Here is an 18,213-nt window from a genome sequence, read left to right on the forward strand (position 1 = left end):
CGCACCCAGTGCGCGATCACGGCATTGCCGCTCCGTAGGCTTTTCGCGCACTGGGTGCGCTCCTACAGAAGATGGGGCATCACGCCCCCGGCTCGGCCTCACGCAGAAACCCCCGCAGGAACGGCACCGTGATCTTCCTGCGTGCCGCCAGCGATGCCTGGTCCAGGCGATCCAGCAGGTCCAGCAAGGCACCCAGGTCGCGCGCGTAGCGGTTGAACAGCCAGTCGAGCACGGTGTCGTCCAGCTCGATGCCGCGCGAGGCCGCCTGCTGGCGCAGTACGGCGCGGCGCTCGGCATCGTCCAGCGGCTTGAGCAGGGCCTGCTGGCAGGCACCCAGGCGCGAGCGCAGGTCGGGCAGGCCCAGGCCCAGCTGTGACGGCAGGGTCTCGGCGGCGAACAGCAGCGTGGCACCCTCGGCCTTCGCCTTGTTGTAGACGTCGAACAGCGCGTGCTCGGCCTCGCGGTCACCCGCGATGGCGCCGAGGTCGTCCAGCGCAAGGAACTCGCTGCCGGCCACGCCGCGGATCGCAACGGCCTTGTCGGCCAGGCTGGCCAGCGGCAGGTATTGCACCGTGCGCCCACCGGCGAACGCGGCCTGGCAGGCCGCCATCAGCAGGTGGCTCTTGCCGCTGCCGGCAGAACCCGCCAGGTAAAGCCACGGCGTGCCGGGCGCGCTGGCGAGCTGCTCCACGGCGGCGAGCGTGGCGGCATTGCTCCCGGGATGGAAATGTTCAAAGCGCTGGCGGCGAGGCCAGCGCAGGGCAAGCGGCAACTGCGGGATCATGCGGGGGGTGCTGCGTCCTTCGTGTCGTCGTGACGGGTCACGACCGTATCGGTTTCCACCGTGCCTTGCGGCGTGGCGACGACGACATCCACTTCGGCGAGCACCGGGTCGCCCCTGCCCGCCTCCGTGTACAGATCGCTCTGCCGGTAGCGCTCGATAAGGTAGCGCAACACGACCAGGATTACCGAGGCCGCGGGCAACGCCAGCAGGACGCCGAGGAATCCGAACAGGTAACCGCCGGCCAGCACGGCGAAGATCACCGCCACTGGATGCAGGCCGATCTTCTCGCCCACCAGGCGTGGCACCAGCACGTAGCCCTCCAGCAGCTGGCCCACGGTGAAGATGCCCACCACCATCAGCACGTGGCTCCAGTCGCCGTACTGCACCAGCGCGGCGATCAGGGCCGAGCCGAAGCCGACGATGAAGCCCAGGTACGGCACGAAGCTGAGCAGGCCAGCGACCATGCCGATCAAGGGGCCGACCGAGAGGCCCATGATGGTCAGTGCCGCGCCGTAGAAGATGCCCAGCGCCAGCATCACCAGCAGCTGGCCACGCACGAATGCGCCCAGCACGCTGTCTGCCTCGCGTGCGAGATGAGCCACGGTCGGCTCGATCGAACGCGGCAGCATGCGATCGATCCATGCCACCAGGCGATCCCAGTCGCGCAGCAGGTAGAAGGCCACCACGGGGATCAGCACAAGGTTGGTCAGCCAGGCGATCACGCCGAGGCTGGAGCGGGAAATCTTGCCGATCACGGTGGAAGCGGCATCGCCGACCGAACCGATATGCTCCTTGAACTGCTCCACCAGGCGATCGGTATCGAACGCACTGGGGTCCAGGTGCAGCTTGGCCTGCACCCACGGCAGCGCGGTGTTGCGCGCCCAGTCCACGTAGTGCGGCAGGTTCTGCACCAGGTTGTCGATCTGGCGGGAGATCAGCGGGATCAGCAGCAGCAACGCGCCGATCGCCAGCAACAGCAGCACGATGAACACGATGCTCACCGCCAGCGTGCGCCCCAGGCCCAGCCGCTCCAGGCGATCGGCCAGCGGATCGCCCAGGTAGGCCAGCATCGCGGCGAAGGCGAACGGCATCAGCACCGGCGCCAGCAGCCAGAGCACGTAGATGATGGCCGCGGCGATCGCCAGCATTTGCCAGCGGCGGGAGGTGTCATGCGTCATGGCATGGCTCATGGGGCGGAACGGGTCAGTGTGACCCAGGCATCCAGGCATCGCCAGCGCACCGGCGACCCCTGCCGTTCAGACCGGGCGGGGCCCGGCGCGATCAATGGACCCAGCGCAGGCTGATGTCCGCGTCGGTATGCGAGTCACCGCGCAGCAGGCGCCCGCTCGCGGCGAGGTTGGCCGCCAGCACGTCCAGCGGCAGGCTGGCCTTCACCTCGAACAGCATGCCGTCGCCCTGCGCGCTTACCGTGGTGACCTGGCGCACCGAGGGGTCGGCACGCAGCATCGCCAGCAGGTTGGCGTAGTCGATCGCGGAATTGACCTGGGACACCCACAGCTTGCCGTCCACCGTGGCCGAGCCGATTACGTTCAGCTGCTTGCCCAGGCGGTCGGCCAGGCCGTTGCCGGCATCGGTGAGCACGGCCGCCGTGTTGGCGCCATTGTTGTTCCAGCGCTGCTGCGGGCCCCCGGAGACCAGCACCCAGTCGGCGCTGTTGCCGTGCAGTTGACCGAGCAGGATCAGGCCGGTCTTGTACTGGCGGGCGAGCGCAGCCACCTGGTCGGGTTCGGCGGTGGTCAGGTTCGGGGTATCGCCCGTCTTGGCCGGATCGGCCAGCAGGGTGCTGTAACCGCGGGCCGCCACGGCCTGGCTCAGCGCCGCCAGCGCGTCGCGAGTCAGCACGCTGCCGTCCTCGTCACGCACCAGCAACAGCACCGGCGGCTTGGGGCCGCTGCCGGCGACGCCCAACTGGGCAATGGTGCGTTGGACCGCGGCCTCGTCGAAGGTCACTTGCAGGCTCATGCCGGTAGGCGCGCGCTGGTACTGGTACTGCTTGACGATACCGCTGGCGCCCTTGAGCGCATCGGGATAGCCCGCCTTGGTGCTCAGGTCCTGCCCGCCGGCGGTGCGCGTCAGCACTTGGGCCAGGGCATCGCTGAAGGCGTTGTTGCGGGCGGCATCACTGGTGTCGGCGACCGACACCACGACGGTGTAGGGCGAGACCTGGCCCTGGGCATGCACGGACAGCAGCGGGGCAAGGCCCAGCACGAGACAGACGAGCAGCAGGCGGGACAGGCGCATGGGGAGGCGATATCCGGAAAGGAAACGTCGGAAGTCTGCCCAATCCGGCCCCCAGCGTCCATCGAAGCGATCCCGGTTCGGGTCATGCTTTTCGGCTCCCGCTCAGGCAGGGCACTGCCTTCACTGCTACACTTTGGCGTTTCTCCACGCCGGGTTTCCCTCATGTCCGACGCCCTCACCTACCGCGCCGCTGGCGTTGATATCGATGCCGGCAATGCCGTGGTCGAACGCATCAAGCCGCTGGTCAAGCGCACGTCCCGTCCTGAAGTGATGGGTGGCCTGGGCGGCTTCGGCGGCCTGTTCGACCTGTCCGGCAAGTACAAGGAGCCGGTACTGGTTTCCGGCACCGACGGCGTGGGCACCAAGCTCAAGCTGGCCCAGCAGCTGGGTCGCCACGACACCATCGGCATCGACCTGGTCGGCATGTGCGTCAACGACGTGCTGGTGCAGGGCGCCGAGCCGCTGTTCTTCCTCGACTACTTCGCCACCGGCAAGCTGGACGTGGACACCACCGTGGCCGTGGTCGGCGGCATCGCCAAGGGTTGCGAGCTGGCCGGTTGCGCGCTGATCGGGGGCGAGACGGCCGAAATGCCGGACATGTACCCGCCGGGTGAATACGACCTCGGCGGCTTCACCGTGGGCGCGGTGGAAAAGTCGCAGCTGCTTTCCGGCGCCGCCATCGTGGCCGGCGACGTGATCCTGGGCGTGGCCTCCTCCGGTCCGCACTCGAACGGTTATTCGCTGATCCGCAAGATCCTCGAGCGTGCCGGCAACCCGCTGGACCTCGAGGTCGGCAGCGTGAAGCTGGCCGACGCGTTGATGGCGCCGACCACCATCTACGTGAAGCCGATGCTGGAGCTGATGAAGAGCCAGCCGGTGCACGGCATGGCGCACATCACCGGCGGTGGCCTGAAGGAAAACATCATCCGCGTGGTGCCGGACGCGCTGGGCATCCAGGTCGACGCCGCAGCCATCGTGCTGCCGCCGGTGTTCGAGTGGCTGATGCGCGAAGGCAACGTGGCGCGTGAGGAAATGTGGCGCACCTTCAACTGCGGCGTGGGCTTCACCGTGATCCTGCCGCGCGATGCCGTCGAGGCCGCCTCCGCCCTGCTCGCCAAGCACGGCCTGGCCAGTTCGGTGATCGGCGAGATCGTGCCCGCCCAAAGCGACGAGCGCGTCCACATCGGCTAAGCCCGTGACAACCCAGCGTCTTCGTGTCGCCGTGCTCGCCTCCGGGCGCGGCAGCAACCTGCAGGCCTTGATCGCCGCGCGCGACGCGGGGCAGCTGCCGGTCGACTTCGTGCTGGTCGGCAGCGACAAGGCCAACGCCGGCGCGCTGCAGCTGGCGAAGGACGCGGGTATTGCCACCTTCACGCTGAACCCGAAGGCGTTCGCCAGCCGCCGCGACTTCGACTTCGAACTGTTCCGCCAGCTCGATGCCAGCGGCGCCGACGCGCTGGTGCTGGCCGGCTTCATGCGCATCATCGACGGTGAGGCGCTGAAGCCCTGGGTCGGCCGCATGATCAACATCCACCCTTCGCTGCTGCCCAAGTACCGCGGCCTGCACACGCACCGGCGCGCGCTGGAAGCGGGGGATGTGGAGCACGGCGCCAGCGTGCATTACGTGACCGCCGAACTGGACGGCGGCCCGGTGATCGCGCAGGCCACCATCGAGGTCCGCCCCGGTGACGACGAGCTCCAGCTCGCCCAGCGCCTGCTCAGGTTCGAGCACCAGCTGCTGCCCGCCGTGCTGAACCTGATCGCCGAAGGCCGCCTGTCACTGCTGCCGCCCGACCGTATCGCGCTGGACGGCCAACCGCAGGACGCGCCGCTGCAACTGCGCAACGGCCGTTTGGTTGACTGAGCGGCCCACGGCCTCTCTACAAGTCGTTCAGGCTGAACACGTAGACTGCGGTTCCCATGACCCAGTCCAACACTCTCCGCACATTCGCCGCCGGCCTGGTGCTGGCGTTCTCCGCCTCGACCGCGTTCGCCGCGACGGCGCCGGCACCGTTCACCGCGACCTATCAGGTGTCACAGGGCGGCCAAGCCATCGGCGAGGCCGTGGTGACGCTCAAGCCGGCCGGAGACGGCCAGTGGGAGTACAGCAACCAGACCAAGGGCACCTCGGGTCTGGCCGCCGCGCTCGGCGCCAATTCCAACGAGACCACGCGCTTCCGCTGGAACAACAACGCGCCTGAAACGGTGAGCTACGACTACCGCATGGACGCTGCGATCAAGAGCAAGCAGCGCCATACCAACGTGAACTGGACCACCAACCAGGTCACCGTCGACGAGGGCAAGGGCCCGATGAACTACGCCAGCGTGCCTGGCCTGGTCGATCGCAATACGGCGCCCTACGCCATCGGACTCGCGTTGCGCGACGGCAAGCAGAGCGTGGCGCTGCCAGTCGCGGTGAAGCGCAATGTCGAGACGCAGAGCTTCAAGGTGGCCGGCAAGGACGCGGTGAAGGTACCCGCCGGCAGCTTCCAGGCCGAGCGCGTGGAACGCACGGACGACAACAAGGCTTTCAGCGCATGGTACGCACCGCAGAAGTATCCGGTGCCGGTGAAGCTCGCGCAGAGCGATGGCGGCAACCTGACGCTGGAACTAGTGAGCTACAAGGGCGGCAATTGAGCCAAGCCGCCTCACCTGTAGGAGCGCACCCAGTGCGCGATCGCAGAATGGCGTCGTTACCGCTTCGTAGGCTTATCGCGCACTGGGTGCGCTCCTACAAAAGCCCCGCGTAAGAAAAAGGCCGCTGACGCGGCCTTTTTCATGCGACACGATCGTTGCGATCAGGACGGCAGGCGACGGATCTTCGCGCCCAGCGTGCCCAGCTTCTCTTCAATGTTCTCGTAGCCGCGATCGATGTGGTACACGCGATCCACGGTGGTGTCGCCCTGCGCCACCAGGCCGGCCAACACCAGGCAGGCGGAAGCGCGCAGGTCGGTCGCCATGATCGGCGCGCCGCTCATCTTTTCCACGCCCTTGATGATGGCGGTGTTGCCTTCGAGGCGGATGTCCGCGCCCAGGCGCTGCAGTTCCAGCGCGTGCATGAAGCGGTTCTCGAACACCGTCTCGGTGATCACGCCCACCCCCTCGGCCACGCAATTGAGCGCGGTGAACTGCGCCTGCATGTCGGTCGGGAACGCCGGGTACGGTGCGGTAGTGATGTTCACCGCCTTCGGGCGGCGACCGCGCATGTCCAGCTCGATCCAGTCGGCGCCGGTGGAGATGTGCGCACCGGCCTCTTCCAGCTTGGCCAGCACGGCGTCCAGCGTATCGGCGCGCGCGTTGCGGGCACGCACCTTGCCACCGGTCATCGCAGCGCCAACCAGGAAGGTGCCGGTCTCGATGCGGTCGGGCAGCACTTCGTACTCGGCGCCATGCAGGCGCTCGACGCCATGGATGGTGAGCGTGGAGGTGCCGGCGCCTTCGATCTGGGCGCCCATGGCGATCAGGCAGTGGGCCAGGTCGACCACTTCCGGTTCCTGCGCCGCGTTCTCGATCACGGTGGTGCCCTGCGCCAGCGCGGCCGCCATCATGATGTTCTCGGTACCAGTGACGGTGACCATGTCCATCGAGATGCGCGCGCCCTTGAGGCGCTTGGCCTTGGCCTTGATGTAGCCGTTCTCCACGACCACATCGGCGCCCAGCGCCTGCAGGCCGCGGATGTGCTGGTCGACCGGACGCGAGCCGATCGCGCAACCGCCCGGCAGCGACACTTCCGCCTCGCCGAAGCGCGCCACCAGCGGACCCAGCACCAGGATCGACGCGCGCATGGTGCGCACCAAGTCGTAGGGGGCGAAGTAGCGCTCGGTGGAACGCGGGTCGATATGCATCTTCATGCGGTCGTCCAGCACCAGCTGCGTGCCCATCTGGCCCAGCAGCTCGATGAAGGTGGTGACGTCGTGCAGATGCGGAACGTTGCTGATCGCCACCGGCTCATCGGCCAGCAGGCAGGAAGCGAGAATCGGCAACACGGCGTTCTTGGCGCCGGAAATGCCCACTTCGCCGTGTAGCGGCTCACCGCCGCTGATCAGGATCTTGGCCATCGTAGTCCTTGCGAATGTAGTGCTCAGGAATCGCAGCGCTGCGCTCAACGGCGCGCCGCGATCTCCTGCGGGGTAAGAGTTTTCAGGGCCAGCGCATGGATCGCACCACCCATGAGATCGCCCAGCGTGGCGTAGACCAGGCGATGGCGCGCCAGCGGAAGCTTGCCGGCGAACTGCTCCGCCACCACTTCAGCCTCGAAATGCACGCCGTCGTCGCCGCTTACGGCGACCTGCGCACCTGGCAGGCCCTGTTCGATCATTGCCTGGATGGTGGCAGCGTCCATGGGTTTTTCCACTTGCAGGATGTTAGGTCAGCGCCGGGTCCGGAGACGATCCAGGCCCAATGGCACCGACTATGAAGTTAAAATGCGAATATGCCATGTTAATGGAAAAGCTCTGTCGCAGAAACGACACGTGTTGCCGGAGCCATCCGCGACACGACCTTCGCGATTGCCCAACCCCATGATTCAACGGAACATCTCCTCCTGACCGGATCGTTCAGGATGATGACGAGATTCCGGCACGGACCCCGAGGACGCATGAACGCCCACGTCGCCACCACCAGCCCGCACGCGATCAACGCCGACGCCATCGTGCACAGCGCACGCACCGTGATCGCCACCGAGGCGGCCGCCATCCGCGCCCTGGAGCCGCGTATCGGCCCCGAATTCGTCGAGGCCTGCCGGCTGATCATGGGCTGCGCCGGACGCGTGGTCGTCACCGGCATGGGCAAGTCCGGCCACGTGGGCCGCAAGGTCGCCGCGACGCTGGCCTCCACCGGCACGCCGGCCTTCTTCGTCCACCCGGGCGAAGCCAGCCACGGCGACCTTGGCATGATCCTGCCGCAGGACGTGGTGCTGGCCCTGTCCAATTCCGGCGAAACCGACGAGGTGCTGTTCATACTCCCCGTGATCAAGCGTCAGGGCATCCCGCTCATCGCGATCACCGGCAATGCGCATTCCTCCCTGGCCGACCAGGCCGAAGTGCACCTGGACGCCAGCATCGCGGCCGAAGCCTGCCCGCTGGGCCTGGCCCCCACCGCCAGCACCACGGCGGCGCTGGTGATGGGCGACGCGCTGGCCATCGCCCTGCTCGAAGCCCGCGGCTTCACTTCGGAAGACTTCGCGCGCTCGCACCCGGCCGGTAGCCTGGGGCGCCGCCTGCTGCTGCACATCAGCGACGTGATGCATACCGGCGAGGGCATCCCGGCGGTGCCGCCGAACGCCACGCTGACCCAGGCCCTGATGGAGATGACCCGCAAGCACCTGGGCATGACAGCAGTGATCGACTCCAACCGGCGCCTGCTTGGCGTGTTCACCGACGGCGACCTGCGCCGCGCGCTGGACGACGATGGCGTGGACCTGCGCGGCGCCACCGTGGCCGAACTGATGACCCGCGGCCCCAAGACCATCGGGGCGGACAAGCTGGCCATCGAGGCGGCCCAGCTGATGGAGAAGCACCAGATCCATGCCCTGCTGGTAGTCAACGACGACCAGCAGGTGGTGGGCGCACTGAACATTCACGATCTGCTCCGCGCACGCGTGGTCTGATCGAAAGGTTCGCGCCCCACCATCACGTCCACCGCAACGCCCGACCGGCGTTTGACGGTATCGCCCCCCTGCCTCCTTGCCGACCGTGCCCATGTATCTGGCTGACATCCCCGCTGACGTACTCGCCCGTGCCGCCAAGGTCCGCCTCGCCGTGTTCGACGTGGATGGCACGCTCACCGACGGCCGCCTGTGGTACGCCGAGGACGGCCACGAAACCAAGGTGTTCCATGTGCACGACGGTCTGGGCCTGAAGCGACTCATGGCCAACGGCGTGCAGGTGGCCATCATCTCCGCCCGCATCAGCCACCCGGTGGCGCTGCGCGCCGAGGAGCTGGACATTGCCCACGTGTACCAGGGCCAGGGCGACAAGCGCGTCTGCCTGAACCAGCTGCTCGAGGCACTGGCCCTGGCGCCGGACGAAGTGGCCTTCGTGGGCGACGACCTGCCCGACCTGCCGCCGATGCAGATGGTCGGCCTGGCCGTGGCCGTCGCCAACGCCCACCCGTGGGTGGCCGAGCAGGCGCATTGGCATACCCGCCTGGGCGGTGGCCAGGGCGCAGCGCGCGAGGTGGCGGACATGATCCTGAAGGCCCACGGCAAGGACGTGGCCGAACGGGAGCGCTGGAAGTGAGTTTGCGCACCTATCTGCGCGACCGCGGACTGATGGTCGCGATCGTCCTGGTCGCTGCCGCCACGGGCGCCACCCAGATGCTGTACTGGTGGCTGGCGCCGGCGCCGAAAGTCAGCGATTTCGTGGGTCCGCCGCGCTCGGGCTACACCCTCACCAATTTCCGGCTGTGGTCCTACGACGTGGACGGCCAGCCCAGCTTCAACATGGTCGCCCCGCACCTGGAGCGCCGCGAGAACGACGAGTCGCTGTACATCAACACGCCGAAGTTCGAGCTGCCCTCCAACCAGGACGGCGTACCGCCCTGGCTGGGCGACTCGCTGTACGCCTGGGTGGACAAGAGCGGGTCGCTGCTCAAGCTGCAGGGCCCCGTGTACATGCACCGCGCCGCCTTCCAGGACACTGCGGCCGCCGAGATCCACACCTCCGACGTCACCTCCTGGCCCAAGGAAAACCGCATGGAGACGGCTGCCGCGGCACACATGGTGCAGGGCGACAGTACAATGAGCGGGGTTGGCATGCGCGCCAACCTCAACACCAATCACATGGAGCTGCTCGATGAAAGCCACGGCTCGTTCCCGCCGCGCAAACAGAAGTCGTCTTAAGCTTTCCCTGGGCCTGCTCTGCCTTGGTGTTTTCCTCCTGCAGCCGGCGTTCGCCAAGCAGGACGACCGCAACCAGCCGATGAACTTCCAGGCGAAGTCCACCGATGCGTACAACGCGCCGAACACCATCAGCACGCTCAAGGGCAATGTGATCCTCACCCAGGGCACGCTGAAGGTGACCGGCGACGTCGCCAAGGTGCACCTGGACGGCGATACGCAGATTGCCCGCGTCGTCGTCACCGGCAACCCGGCGCACATCCAGCAGCTGGATGACAACAACAACCTGATGCAGGGCGACGCGGCAACGCTCGACTACGACAACATCAACGGCATCGCCGTGCTCATCGGCAATGCCTCGGTGACGCAGCAGGGTCGCGGCGAGTTCCACGGCGACAAGCTCACCTACAACACCAATACCAGCCTGATCACCGGCGAAGCTGGTGGCGAAGGCGTGGTGCATGGCACCTTCCTGCCCAAGCAGAAGCCCGGCACGCCTGCGCCGCAGCCAACCCCCAAGCCGGCCGAGGGCCACTGATCGATGCTGTCCGCCGAAGGTCTGCAGAAAAGTTTCAAGGCGCGCCAGGTGGTGCGTGACTTCGCGTTCTCCATCCGCGAGGGCGAAGTGGTCGGCCTGCTCGGCCCCAACGGCGCGGGCAAGACCACCTGCTTCTACATGGTCGTCGGCCTGATCGAGGCGGACGCCGGCTTGATCAAGCTGGACAAGCAGGACATCACCGGCCTGCCCATGCACCAGCGCGCCAAGCTTGGCATCGGCTACCTGCCCCAGGAAGCCTCGGTGTTCCGCCGCCTCAGCGTGGCCGACAACATCATGGCCGTGCTGGAGCTGCGCGAGGGCTGGGACGAAAAGCGCCGCGCCAACGAGCTGGAAAGCCTGCTGGACGAGCTGAAGATTTCCCACATCGCCGACCAGAAGGGCATCAGCCTTTCCGGCGGTGAGCGCCGCCGCGTGGAAATTGCCCGCGCGCTGGCCGCACACCCGCGCTACATGCTGCTCGACGAACCGTTCGCCGGCGTCGACCCCATTTCGGTGGGCGAGATCCAGCGCATCGTGCGCCACCTCAAGGAGCGCGGCATCGGCGTGCTCATCACCGACCACAACGTTCGAGAGACGCTGGGCATCTGCGATCGCGCCTATATCCTCAACGACGGTGAAGTGTTGTCGCGCGGTACGCCGGCGCACATCCTGGCCGACGAAAAGGTGCGCGAGGTATACCTCGGGCGCGAATTCCGCCTGTAACACTCCGGCTACAGCGATAAACCGGAGGTAGTACGCGATTCGGCCTTTGACCTATGGCCGACCCTCCGACCACGCGTTACGATGCCTTTGAGTTCATCCCGACCGCCAGGCATGAAACCCGGACTCCAGTTTCGCCTCAACCAGCAGCTCACGCTGACCCCTCAACTGCAGCAGGCCATCCGCCTGCTGCAGCTGTCTCAGCTGGAGCTGGAAGCGGAACTGCGTCAGATTGCCGAAAGCAACCCGTTACTGGAGTTCTCCGACGACAACCCGGAGAACGCGGACAACGATGAGCATGAGGTGGTCGAACCGCTGCCCGCCGGCACGTCCAGCACCAGCAGCAGCGACACCGTCGATGACGGCGAAGCCCCCGACTGGAGCGACGGCGACGGTGGGGGCGAGGACCCGATCGATTTCTCCAGTGGCGGCACGTCTTCGCGCAACGGACCGAGCGGCGACGAGGATGGGTTCGAACCCCAGGGCGCCGCGCCGGAAACACTGCAGGAACACTTGCTGTGGCAGCTCAACCTCACGCACATGAGTGCGCGCGATCATGCGATCGCGGAAGTGCTCATCGACGCGCTCAATCCGGACGGCTATCTCACCGAAGGCATGGATTCGCTGATCGCGGCGCTGCCGTCGGGCGTCAAGGCGAGCGCCGCCGAGATGGAGCATGTCCGTCGCCTGCTGCAACGCTTCGACCCCACCGGCGTGGCCAGCCTGGATCTGCGCGACTGCCTGCGCGTACAGCTGGAGCAATTCGATCCGGACACGCCGCATCGCGATCTGGCCATGCGCATCGTCGACGGCGAACTGGAACTGCTCGCGCGCAACGACATCGCGCGCCTGGCGCGCAAGCTGCGCGCCAACGAGGACGATGCCGCCGCAGCCGCCGTGCTGATCCGTAGCCTCGACCCGCGCCCCGGCGCGGCGCTCGACGTCACACCGGTGGAATACGTGGCCCCGGATGTCTACGCACGCAAGGACAGCGGCCGCTGGCGCGTCAGTCTCAACCCGGATTGCCAGCCGCGACTCGGCCTCAACCAGCACTACTGCGGGCTGATCGCCCAGGCACGCGGCACCGACGCGAGCTGGATGCGCGGCCAGCTGCAGGAAGCACGCTGGCTGATCAAGAGCCTGGAATCGCGCGCCGAAACCCTGCTCAAGGTGGCGGAGGCGATCGTGCGCCGCCAGAGCGCCTTCCTCGACTACGGCCCCGAGGCCATGCATCCCCTCGTGTTGCGCGAAGTCGCCGAAGAAGTGGGCATGCACGAGTCGACCATTTCACGTGTAACTACGCGCAAGTACATCCATACACCGCGCGGCACGTTCGAGCTCAAGCACTTCTTCTCCAGCGGCGTATCCACCGAGGACGGTGGCAGCGCGTCGGCCACCGCCATCCAGGCCATGCTGCGCAAGCTGGTCGATGCCGAGGACCCGCGCAAGCCGCTGTCCGACCAGGCGATTGCGGAGGAACTGCACCGCAAGGGCATTCAGGTTGCCCGACGCACCGTGGCCAAGTACCGCGAGGCCATGCGCATTCCCAGTTCCAGCGAGCGGCAGCGCGCTGGCTGAACACGGTCACCCGATGCGCGGCAAAGCGCCTCAGGAACTTGGAGGCAAAAAAGTCGTCTCCATATTTCATGGTGATTCGATGCGAATCGAAAGCTGTCATGTCTGCGTCGTGAAGGTCTTCCTAACGCGAAGCTGGCGGCAAAGGCGCATAGTGACCATCCCGACTTGGTGAGGAGGCCGGAAGACGCATCGAAAACACCCCCCGGGCTTTTTGAAGGTGTGTCGGCCACGACATAAGCGACCGGCGCATCGATTCCAGCCGCTCCGGCGGCATGTACCAGAGGAGGCGCAACATGCAAGTTCAGCTCAGCGGTCAGCAGATTGAAGTCACCCCGGCACTTCGGGACCACGTGAACAGCCGGCTCGACCGCCTCTCCCGCCTCGACGAACGAATTCTCAGTCTTAACGTCGTGCTTTCGGTGAACAAGCTGCAGCAACGTGCCGAAGGCACGCTGTACGTTTCCGGTTCCACCCTGCACGCCGAGGCCCTCGAGAATGACATGTACGTCTCCATCGACGTCCTGTTCGACAAGCTGGTGACCCAGCTGCGCAAGTACCGCGAGAAGATGTGCGACAAGCACCAACGCGCCTCGCGCGAAGAGCGCCTCTACGGCTAAACCCATCCCGGCCCGCCCGCGACCGGGCGGGCCTCTCCTTCCCCGTTTTCCGTCATCCAAGGCACCTGCCGGTGCGAACTGGCACAATGTCCGTGTAGCTGCCTTGAGCCATGAGGGCTCACCATGGCGGCGCAAAGGACAGAGGATGCTCCGGCCTATTTCATCGGGGTGGCATGACGCCCAGAAAGCCCGCATATCGCGGTGCATGGCGAAGGTTGGGCAGGCCGCCCTGCCAAGCCGCGCGCCGCGATATGCGGGCTTTCTGGGCGTCACCCCATCTAAACTACACAAATTATGTTGGGGCCGGTGCTGTATGGCCCCAGCTGCGCGCCGCATCGGCTCGACAGGCACTCAGCCTGCCTTCTCCGACGCAACACGCAGCTGGGGCCATGCAGCACCGGCGACACCCCGATGAAATAGACCGGAGCATCCTTTGGATCGGCTGACCGCCCGACAACTCTACGATGGTGTCCACGAGCGCATGGCGCTGCGCTGGGTTTCCGGCATGCGCGGCGAGTCGCGGGTGCTCGAACAGGCTGCCACCACGACACGACGCCCATCCCTGATCGGGTATCTGAACGTCATCTACCCGAACAAGATCCAGATCATCGGCACCGAGGAACTCAACTACCTCGATGGCCTGGAATCGCGCCAGCGCTGGGAGGCGATCAACAAGATCGCCGCCTACCAGCCGGTCGCGATCATCGTGACCAAGGACCAGCCCATTCCCACCGACCTGCGCGAGGTGGCCGAGGAAACCAACACGCCGTTGTGGATCAGCTCCAAGCGCGGCCACGAGCTGTTGACCTGGATGCAGTACCACCTGGCGCGCATGCTGGCGCCCAAGATCACGCTGCACGGCGTCTTCCTGGAGGTGTTCTCGATCGGCGTGCTGATCACCGGCGAGTCCGGCTCGGGCAAGAGCGAACTGGCGCTGGAACTGATCAGCCGAGGCCATCGACTGGTCGCCGACGACGCCACCGAATTCACCCTCATCGCGCCCGATGTGATCGACGGCACCTGCCCGGAACTGCTGCAGGACCTGCTGGAAGTGCGCGGCCTGGGCGTGCTCAACGTACGCGAGATGTTCGGCCACACCGCGGTGAAGCCGTCCAAATACCTGCGTCTGGTGATCCACCTGAAACCCTTGCGCGAGGGCGAGGACACCGACGGCCTTACCCGTCTCACCGGCGACATCGGCCATCGCGAGATCTTCGAGGTACAGGTGCCGATGATCACCATCCCGGTGGCGCCCGGCCGCAACCTCGCGGTGCTGGTCGAGGCGGCGGTGCGCAACCACGTACTCAAGAGCAAGGGCATCGACCCGGCCCAGACCTTCATCGATCGTCAGGCGCACCAGATGCGCCGACTGCCTCCCTGGTGAACCATGAGCGAGAAGACTTCCCTCCTTCCCTCTTCACCCGACGCGACGCATCTGATCGTGCTCACCGGCATGTCCGGTGGCGGCAAGACCGTGGCACTGCGCGCGCTGGAAGACCTCGAGTTCTACTGCGTCGACAACCTTCCGACGGCCCTGCTGCCGCAGCTGATGGCGACCGTGCGCCGCGATGCTGATGAGAAGCGCCGGCATGTCGCCGTGGGCGTGGACGTACGCAATCCCGGTGAAGACCTGCGGCGCATGCCGGCCATGCTGTCCGAACTGGCGGCAGCGGGCGTGCACGCACACCTGATCTTCCTGGACAGCCGCGACGAAGTGCTGATCAAGCGCTATTCGGAAACGCGCCGGCGTCATCCGCTGTCATGGCAGGGCCTGTCCCTTGCCGACGCCATCGCCGAAGAGCGTCGCCTGCTGCGTCCGCTCGCAGCCATCGCCGACAAGGTGATCGATTCCAGCGAGCTCAACGTGCACCAGCTGCGCCGCCTGATCGCCACCGGCTACGCCGATGCCACCGAAGGCCTGACGCTGATGTTCCAGTCGTTCGCGTTCCGCCGCGGACTGCCGCTGGATGCCGATTTCGTGTTCGACGCGCGCTGCCTGCCCAACCCCCACTGGGACCCGACGCTGCGCCCGCTCTCGGGCAAGGACGTGGCCGTGCGCGACTACCTTGATGGACAGCCCCTGGTGGGCGAGTACCTGGCCGATACCATGCGCTGGCTCGACACCTGGCTTCCACGTTTCGAAGTGGATGATCGCAGTTACGTGACCATATCCATCGGCTGCACGGGCGGGCGGCATCGCTCGGTCTACCTGGTGGAGAAGCTGGCGGCCCACTATCGCGCGCTGCGCAACGGCGTGCTCACCTTCCATCGTGAACTCGAGTGATAGCCATGCTGTCTCTATCCATTCAACGGATCGGCACGCCGTCATGAGCGTTGGCGTATTGCTGATGACGCACGAGGCGGTTGGCCAGGCGCTGATTTCGGCCGCCCACCACGTGCTGCCCAAGCTGCCGCTGCAGGTGGAGGCCGTCGAGGTGCCGCCGCAGGCAGACCCGGACGTGATGCGCACGCTCACGGCCAGGCATGCGCGGGCACTCGACCAAGGCGATGGCGTGCTGGTGCTGGCGGATCTTTATGGCGCCACGCCCTGCAACATCGGCCTGTCACTGAGTTCGCTGGGCGTACGACTGCGCTGCGTATCGGGCCTCAACCTGCCGATGCTGTTGCGTGTACTCAACTATGCGGAAAAACCGCTGGATGAACTGACTGAAATTGCGGCCACCGGTGGCCGCGGGGGAATCTTCATCGACCATGCTTGAACGAGACATTGTGGTTTCCAACAAGCTCGGCCTGCACGCACGCGCGTCGGCCAAGCTGGTGCAACTGGTACAGGGCTTCAAATCGACGGTGTGGCTGGTCAGCAAGGGGCGCGAGGTCAACGCACAAAGCATCATGGGCGTCATGATGCTGGCGGCAGGCATCGGCACCCCGCTCACCGTCCGCGCGGATGGGCCGGACGAGGAGTCCGCCATCGACGCCGTGGTGAAGCTGTTCGATCGCAAGTTTGACGAAGGAGCCTGAGTGGGGAAATTGATCGCTCGAACGTCGCACCTTGCGGCCGTATTCACGGCCCGGTTTGCTGCGTCATGCGATCTTCCCCGGACGGGATTCGAGATGCTGGCCGGATGCCGGCGTCATTCCTGGCCTGAGAGGCCATCCCGCCACGGAGGGTATGCATGAGACAGATACTGGCAGGCACCACGGCAGCAAAAGGCATGGCGCTTGGCCGTGCCCGCCTGGTGCAGCCCAGCCGCTATCTGGTCGACACACGTCCGCTCGCCGAGGACGAGGTCGACACCGAACTCGCGCGATTGCATCGCGCGCTGGAAACCGCCCGGCAGGAACTGCGCGAATTGCGCGGCAAACTGCATGGCGCGCTGGCGCGCGAGGTCAACGAATTCATCGATGCGCACAGCCTGCTGCTGGATGACCCGGAGCTGCTGCGCGGCCTGGACGATCTGGTCCGCATTGGCCACTACCGTCCAGGCGCCGCGCTGAAGAAGCAGCGCGATCGCCTCGCCGCCGTGTTCGAGGCCATGGACGACCCCTACCTGCGTTCGCGCAAGGAGGACGTCGACCAGGTGATCAGTCGCGTGATCTCCGCGCTGCAGCGGCAGACCAGCCGCGAGGAACGCAAGCTGGCCGCGCGCGTCGGCGAGATCCTGATCGCCGACACCATCGCACCGGCCGACATGGCTCACCTCGCCGGCGCCGGCCTGCTCGGTGTTGTCGCCAGCTCCGGCAGCGCGTATTCGCACAGCGCGATTCTCGCGCGCAGCCTGGACCTGCCCATGCTGGTGGGCGTGCGCGACGCGCTGTCGACCATCCACGACGACGACCTGATACTGCTCGACTCGGAACGCGGTGAAGCGGTGGTGCACCCCACCGCACAGGACCTCGCCCGTTACCGCGCCTGGCAGCGCGAGGCGGCGCAGGAAGGCCGCCGGCTTGCCACGCTCGCCAATGCCCCGACGCGCACGAGCGACGGCGTCGACGTCCGGCTGCTCGCCAACGCGGAAATGCCCGCCGACATCGCCATGGCGCGCGCACGCGGCGCCGACGGCGTGGGTCTCTACCGTACCGAATTCCTGTTCCTGCGCCAGAAAACCCTGCCCACCGAAGACGAGCAGTTCATCGCCTATCGCGACCTGGTGCTCGGCATGGGCGGCCTTCCGGTCACCATCCGCACGCTGGATCTCGGTGCCGACAAGGCCGACGCCGCGGGCCTCGTCCTGCGCGGCGAGGACAATCCCGCATTGGGCGTGCGTGGCGTGCGTCTTTCGCTGCGCTATCCCGCCGTGTTCACCACGCAGATCCGCGCGATCCTCCGTGCAGCCTGTTACGGACCGGTGCGCGTGCTCGTGCCGATGGTGACGCAGCCCGACGAAATGATCGCCGTGCGTACGCTGTTCAAGCTGGCACGCCAGGAACTGAAGCGCGAGAACATCGACCTGCCGGAGAAGCTGGCGCTGGGCGCGATGATCGAGGTACCTGCCGCGGCGATCAATGTCCGCGCACTGCTCGATCACTCCGACTTCCTCGCCATCGGCACCAATGACCTTGCGCAATATGTGCTCGCCGCCGATCGTGGCAACGATGCGCTGGACAACATCTACAACCCGCTGCAACCCGCCCTGCTGCGGCTGCTGGCCTACGTGATCACCGAAGGCCGCCGCGCGAAGAAACCGGTGAGCCTGTGCGGCGAGATTGGCGGCGACACCAACTTCACCGCGCTGCTGCTGGCGCTGGGACTCTGCGAGTTCAGCATGCATCCCAGCCAGTTGCTGCACGTCCGCGATCGGCTCACTGCGCTTGACCACAAGCTGCTGCGCGCCCACGCGCCACGCATCCTGCGTGCACGCACGCACGAGGAAGCCGAGGCGTTGCTGGCTTCCATCACGGACTGACCTGCCGG

20 protein-coding genes are annotated in these 18,213 nt (G+C 66.4%); 15 read left to right on the forward strand and 5 right to left on the reverse strand.

Features of this window, described 5'->3' with window-relative positions; translation table 11 throughout:
- Positions 1 to 79 precede the first annotated feature (79 nt).
- The 3 genes from hda to EPB08_RS12370 all read right to left on the reverse strand — a co-directional run bounded on the left by hda (position 80) and on the right by EPB08_RS12370 (position 3,046).
- Positions 80 to 784 (reverse strand): DnaA regulatory inactivator Hda, encoded by a 705-nt coding sequence (gene hda / locus EPB08_RS12360; RefSeq protein WP_130619423.1) that lies wholly within the window; start codon positions 782 to 784, stop codon positions 80 to 82.
- Positions 781 to 1,962, reverse strand: coding sequence for an AI-2E family transporter (locus EPB08_RS12365; RefSeq protein WP_130619424.1), 1,182 nt, complete (start codon positions 1,960 to 1,962; stop codon positions 781 to 783). The genes hda and EPB08_RS12365 overlap by 4 nt, the downstream gene beginning before the upstream one ends.
- Before the next feature lie 103 nt (positions 1,963 to 2,065).
- Complete coding sequence (locus tag EPB08_RS12370) at positions 2,066 to 3,046, reverse strand: DUF2066 domain-containing protein (protein ID WP_130619425.1); 981 nt, start codon at positions 3,044 to 3,046, stop codon at positions 2,066 to 2,068.
- 162 nt (positions 3,047 to 3,208) lie between these two features.
- Here EPB08_RS12370 and purM point away from each other — a divergent pair, with 162 nt between their 5' ends.
- The 3 genes from purM to EPB08_RS12385 are packed head-to-tail and all read left to right on the forward strand — an operon-like array spanning position 3,209 to position 5,683.
- A complete protein-coding gene (gene purM, locus EPB08_RS12375) occupies positions 3,209 to 4,237 on the forward strand; it encodes a phosphoribosylformylglycinamidine cyclo-ligase (protein ID WP_130619426.1) in 1,029 nt (342 codons plus the stop codon).
- 4 nt (positions 4,238 to 4,241) lie between these two features.
- Positions 4,242 to 4,910 (forward strand): phosphoribosylglycinamide formyltransferase, encoded by a 669-nt coding sequence (gene purN, locus EPB08_RS12380; protein ID WP_130619427.1) that lies wholly within the window; start codon positions 4,242 to 4,244, stop codon positions 4,908 to 4,910.
- A 56-nt stretch (positions 4,911 to 4,966) separates the two neighbouring features.
- Positions 4,967 to 5,683: a DUF3108 domain-containing protein gene (locus tag EPB08_RS12385; protein ID WP_130619428.1), complete on the forward strand. Its 717-nt coding sequence runs from the start codon at positions 4,967 to 4,969 to the stop codon at positions 5,681 to 5,683.
- Between the two features lie 161 nt (positions 5,684 to 5,844).
- Here EPB08_RS12385 and murA read toward each other — a convergent pair whose 3' ends face one another.
- Both murA and EPB08_RS12395 read right to left on the reverse strand, forming a co-directional pair.
- Complete coding sequence (gene murA, locus EPB08_RS12390) at positions 5,845 to 7,104, reverse strand: UDP-N-acetylglucosamine 1-carboxyvinyltransferase (protein ID WP_130619429.1); 1,260 nt, start codon at positions 7,102 to 7,104, stop codon at positions 5,845 to 5,847.
- 44 nt (positions 7,105 to 7,148) lie between these two features.
- On the reverse strand, positions 7,149 to 7,388 hold the full coding sequence (locus EPB08_RS12395) for a BolA family protein (RefSeq protein ID WP_111981234.1): 240 nt from the start codon (positions 7,386 to 7,388) through the stop codon (positions 7,149 to 7,151).
- Between the two features lie 255 nt (positions 7,389 to 7,643).
- Between EPB08_RS12395 and EPB08_RS12400 the strand changes: the two genes are divergently transcribed.
- From EPB08_RS12400 to ptsP, 12 genes are all read left to right on the forward strand, one after another.
- On the forward strand, positions 7,644 to 8,654 hold the full coding sequence (locus tag EPB08_RS12400) for a KpsF/GutQ family sugar-phosphate isomerase (protein WP_130619430.1): 1,011 nt from the start codon (positions 7,644 to 7,646) through the stop codon (positions 8,652 to 8,654).
- Positions 8,655 to 8,745: 91 nt separating this feature from the next.
- Positions 8,746 to 9,285 (forward strand): KdsC family phosphatase, encoded by a 540-nt coding sequence (locus EPB08_RS12405; RefSeq protein ID WP_205746347.1) that lies wholly within the window; start codon positions 8,746 to 8,748, stop codon positions 9,283 to 9,285.
- Entirely contained in the window at positions 9,282 to 9,887 is a 606-nt protein-coding gene (gene lptC, locus EPB08_RS12410) for an LPS export ABC transporter periplasmic protein LptC (RefSeq protein WP_130619432.1), read from the forward strand. The genes EPB08_RS12405 and lptC overlap by 4 nt, the downstream gene beginning before the upstream one ends.
- Entirely contained in the window at positions 9,841 to 10,422 is a 582-nt protein-coding gene (lptA, locus tag EPB08_RS12415) for a lipopolysaccharide transport periplasmic protein LptA (RefSeq protein ID WP_130619433.1), read from the forward strand. The genes lptC and lptA overlap by 47 nt, the downstream gene beginning before the upstream one ends.
- Before the next feature lie 3 nt (positions 10,423 to 10,425).
- Positions 10,426 to 11,145: an LPS export ABC transporter ATP-binding protein gene (lptB, locus tag EPB08_RS12420; protein ID WP_130619434.1), complete on the forward strand. Its 720-nt coding sequence runs from the start codon at positions 10,426 to 10,428 to the stop codon at positions 11,143 to 11,145.
- Positions 11,146 to 11,256: 111 nt separating this feature from the next.
- Positions 11,257 to 12,720 carry an RNA polymerase factor sigma-54 gene (locus EPB08_RS12425; protein WP_130619435.1) on the forward strand — a complete coding sequence of 488 codons (1,464 nt, stop codon included), beginning with the start codon at positions 11,257 to 11,259 and terminating at the stop codon, positions 12,718 to 12,720.
- 293 nt (positions 12,721 to 13,013) lie between these two features.
- Positions 13,014 to 13,337 (forward strand): ribosome hibernation-promoting factor, HPF/YfiA family, encoded by a 324-nt coding sequence (gene hpf / locus EPB08_RS12430; RefSeq protein WP_130619436.1) that lies wholly within the window; start codon positions 13,014 to 13,016, stop codon positions 13,335 to 13,337.
- 433 nt (positions 13,338 to 13,770) lie between these two features.
- Positions 13,771 to 14,721 (forward strand): HPr(Ser) kinase/phosphatase, encoded by a 951-nt coding sequence (gene hprK, locus EPB08_RS12435; protein WP_130619437.1) that lies wholly within the window; start codon positions 13,771 to 13,773, stop codon positions 14,719 to 14,721.
- A 3-nt stretch (positions 14,722 to 14,724) separates the two neighbouring features.
- Entirely contained in the window at positions 14,725 to 15,621 is an 897-nt protein-coding gene (gene rapZ / locus EPB08_RS12440) for an RNase adapter RapZ (protein ID WP_130619438.1), read from the forward strand.
- Between the two features lie 43 nt (positions 15,622 to 15,664).
- Positions 15,665 to 16,057 carry a PTS sugar transporter subunit IIA gene (locus tag EPB08_RS12445; protein WP_130619439.1) on the forward strand — a complete coding sequence of 131 codons (393 nt, stop codon included), beginning with the start codon at positions 15,665 to 15,667 and terminating at the stop codon, positions 16,055 to 16,057.
- Positions 16,050 to 16,319, forward strand: coding sequence for an HPr family phosphocarrier protein (locus tag EPB08_RS12450; RefSeq protein ID WP_130619440.1), 270 nt, complete (start codon positions 16,050 to 16,052; stop codon positions 16,317 to 16,319). The genes EPB08_RS12445 and EPB08_RS12450 overlap by 8 nt, the downstream gene beginning before the upstream one ends.
- Positions 16,320 to 16,474: 155 nt before the next feature.
- The gene (ptsP, locus tag EPB08_RS12455; protein ID WP_130619441.1) at positions 16,475 to 18,205 is read left to right on the forward strand and encodes a phosphoenolpyruvate--protein phosphotransferase; all 1,731 of its coding nucleotides are present in this window, start codon (positions 16,475 to 16,477) and stop codon (positions 18,203 to 18,205) included.
- The last annotated feature ends 8 nt before the right edge of the window (positions 18,206 to 18,213 follow it).

It is taken from the genome of Dyella amyloliquefaciens (assembly GCF_004296575.1).
In the GTDB taxonomy this organism is placed as follows: Bacteria; Pseudomonadota; Gammaproteobacteria; order Xanthomonadales; family Rhodanobacteraceae; genus Dyella; species Dyella amyloliquefaciens.

What these genes read in the sequence shown, in the direction of transcription:
- hda (WP_130619423.1), bottom strand. Translation starts at nt 784, where the DNA reads ATGATCCCGCAGTTGCCGCTTGCCCTGCGCTGGCCTCGCCGCCAGCGC.
- EPB08_RS12365 (WP_130619424.1), bottom strand. Translation starts at nt 1,962, where the DNA reads ATGACGCATGACACCTCCCGCCGCTGGCAAATGCTGGCGATCGCCGCG.
- EPB08_RS12370 (WP_130619425.1), bottom strand. Translation starts at nt 3,046, where the DNA reads ATGCGCCTGTCCCGCCTGCTGCTCGTCTGTCTCGTGCTGGGCCTTGCC.
- purM (WP_130619426.1), top strand. Translation starts at nt 3,209, where the DNA reads ATGTCCGACGCCCTCACCTACCGCGCCGCTGGCGTTGATATCGATGCC.
- EPB08_RS12385 (WP_130619428.1), top strand. Translation starts at nt 4,967, where the DNA reads ATGACCCAGTCCAACACTCTCCGCACATTCGCCGCCGGCCTGGTGCTG.
- murA (WP_130619429.1), bottom strand. Translation starts at nt 7,104, where the DNA reads ATGGCCAAGATCCTGATCAGCGGCGGTGAGCCGCTACACGGCGAAGTG.
- EPB08_RS12395 (WP_111981234.1), bottom strand. Translation starts at nt 7,388, where the DNA reads ATGGACGCTGCCACCATCCAGGCAATGATCGAACAGGGCCTGCCAGGT.
- EPB08_RS12400 (WP_130619430.1), top strand. Translation starts at nt 7,644, where the DNA reads ATGAACGCCCACGTCGCCACCACCAGCCCGCACGCGATCAACGCCGAC.
- EPB08_RS12405 (WP_205746347.1), top strand. Translation starts at nt 8,746, where the DNA reads ATGTATCTGGCTGACATCCCCGCTGACGTACTCGCCCGTGCCGCCAAG.
- lptA (WP_130619433.1), top strand. Translation starts at nt 9,841, where the DNA reads ATGAAAGCCACGGCTCGTTCCCGCCGCGCAAACAGAAGTCGTCTTAAG.
- lptB (WP_130619434.1), top strand. Translation starts at nt 10,426, where the DNA reads ATGCTGTCCGCCGAAGGTCTGCAGAAAAGTTTCAAGGCGCGCCAGGTG.
- EPB08_RS12425 (WP_130619435.1), top strand. Translation starts at nt 11,257, where the DNA reads ATGAAACCCGGACTCCAGTTTCGCCTCAACCAGCAGCTCACGCTGACC.
- hpf (WP_130619436.1), top strand. Translation starts at nt 13,014, where the DNA reads ATGCAAGTTCAGCTCAGCGGTCAGCAGATTGAAGTCACCCCGGCACTT.
- rapZ (WP_130619438.1), top strand. Translation starts at nt 14,725, where the DNA reads ATGAGCGAGAAGACTTCCCTCCTTCCCTCTTCACCCGACGCGACGCAT.
- EPB08_RS12445 (WP_130619439.1), top strand. Translation starts at nt 15,665, where the DNA reads ATGAGCGTTGGCGTATTGCTGATGACGCACGAGGCGGTTGGCCAGGCG.
- EPB08_RS12450 (WP_130619440.1), top strand. Translation starts at nt 16,050, where the DNA reads ATGCTTGAACGAGACATTGTGGTTTCCAACAAGCTCGGCCTGCACGCA.
- ptsP (WP_130619441.1), top strand. Translation starts at nt 16,475, where the DNA reads ATGAGACAGATACTGGCAGGCACCACGGCAGCAAAAGGCATGGCGCTT.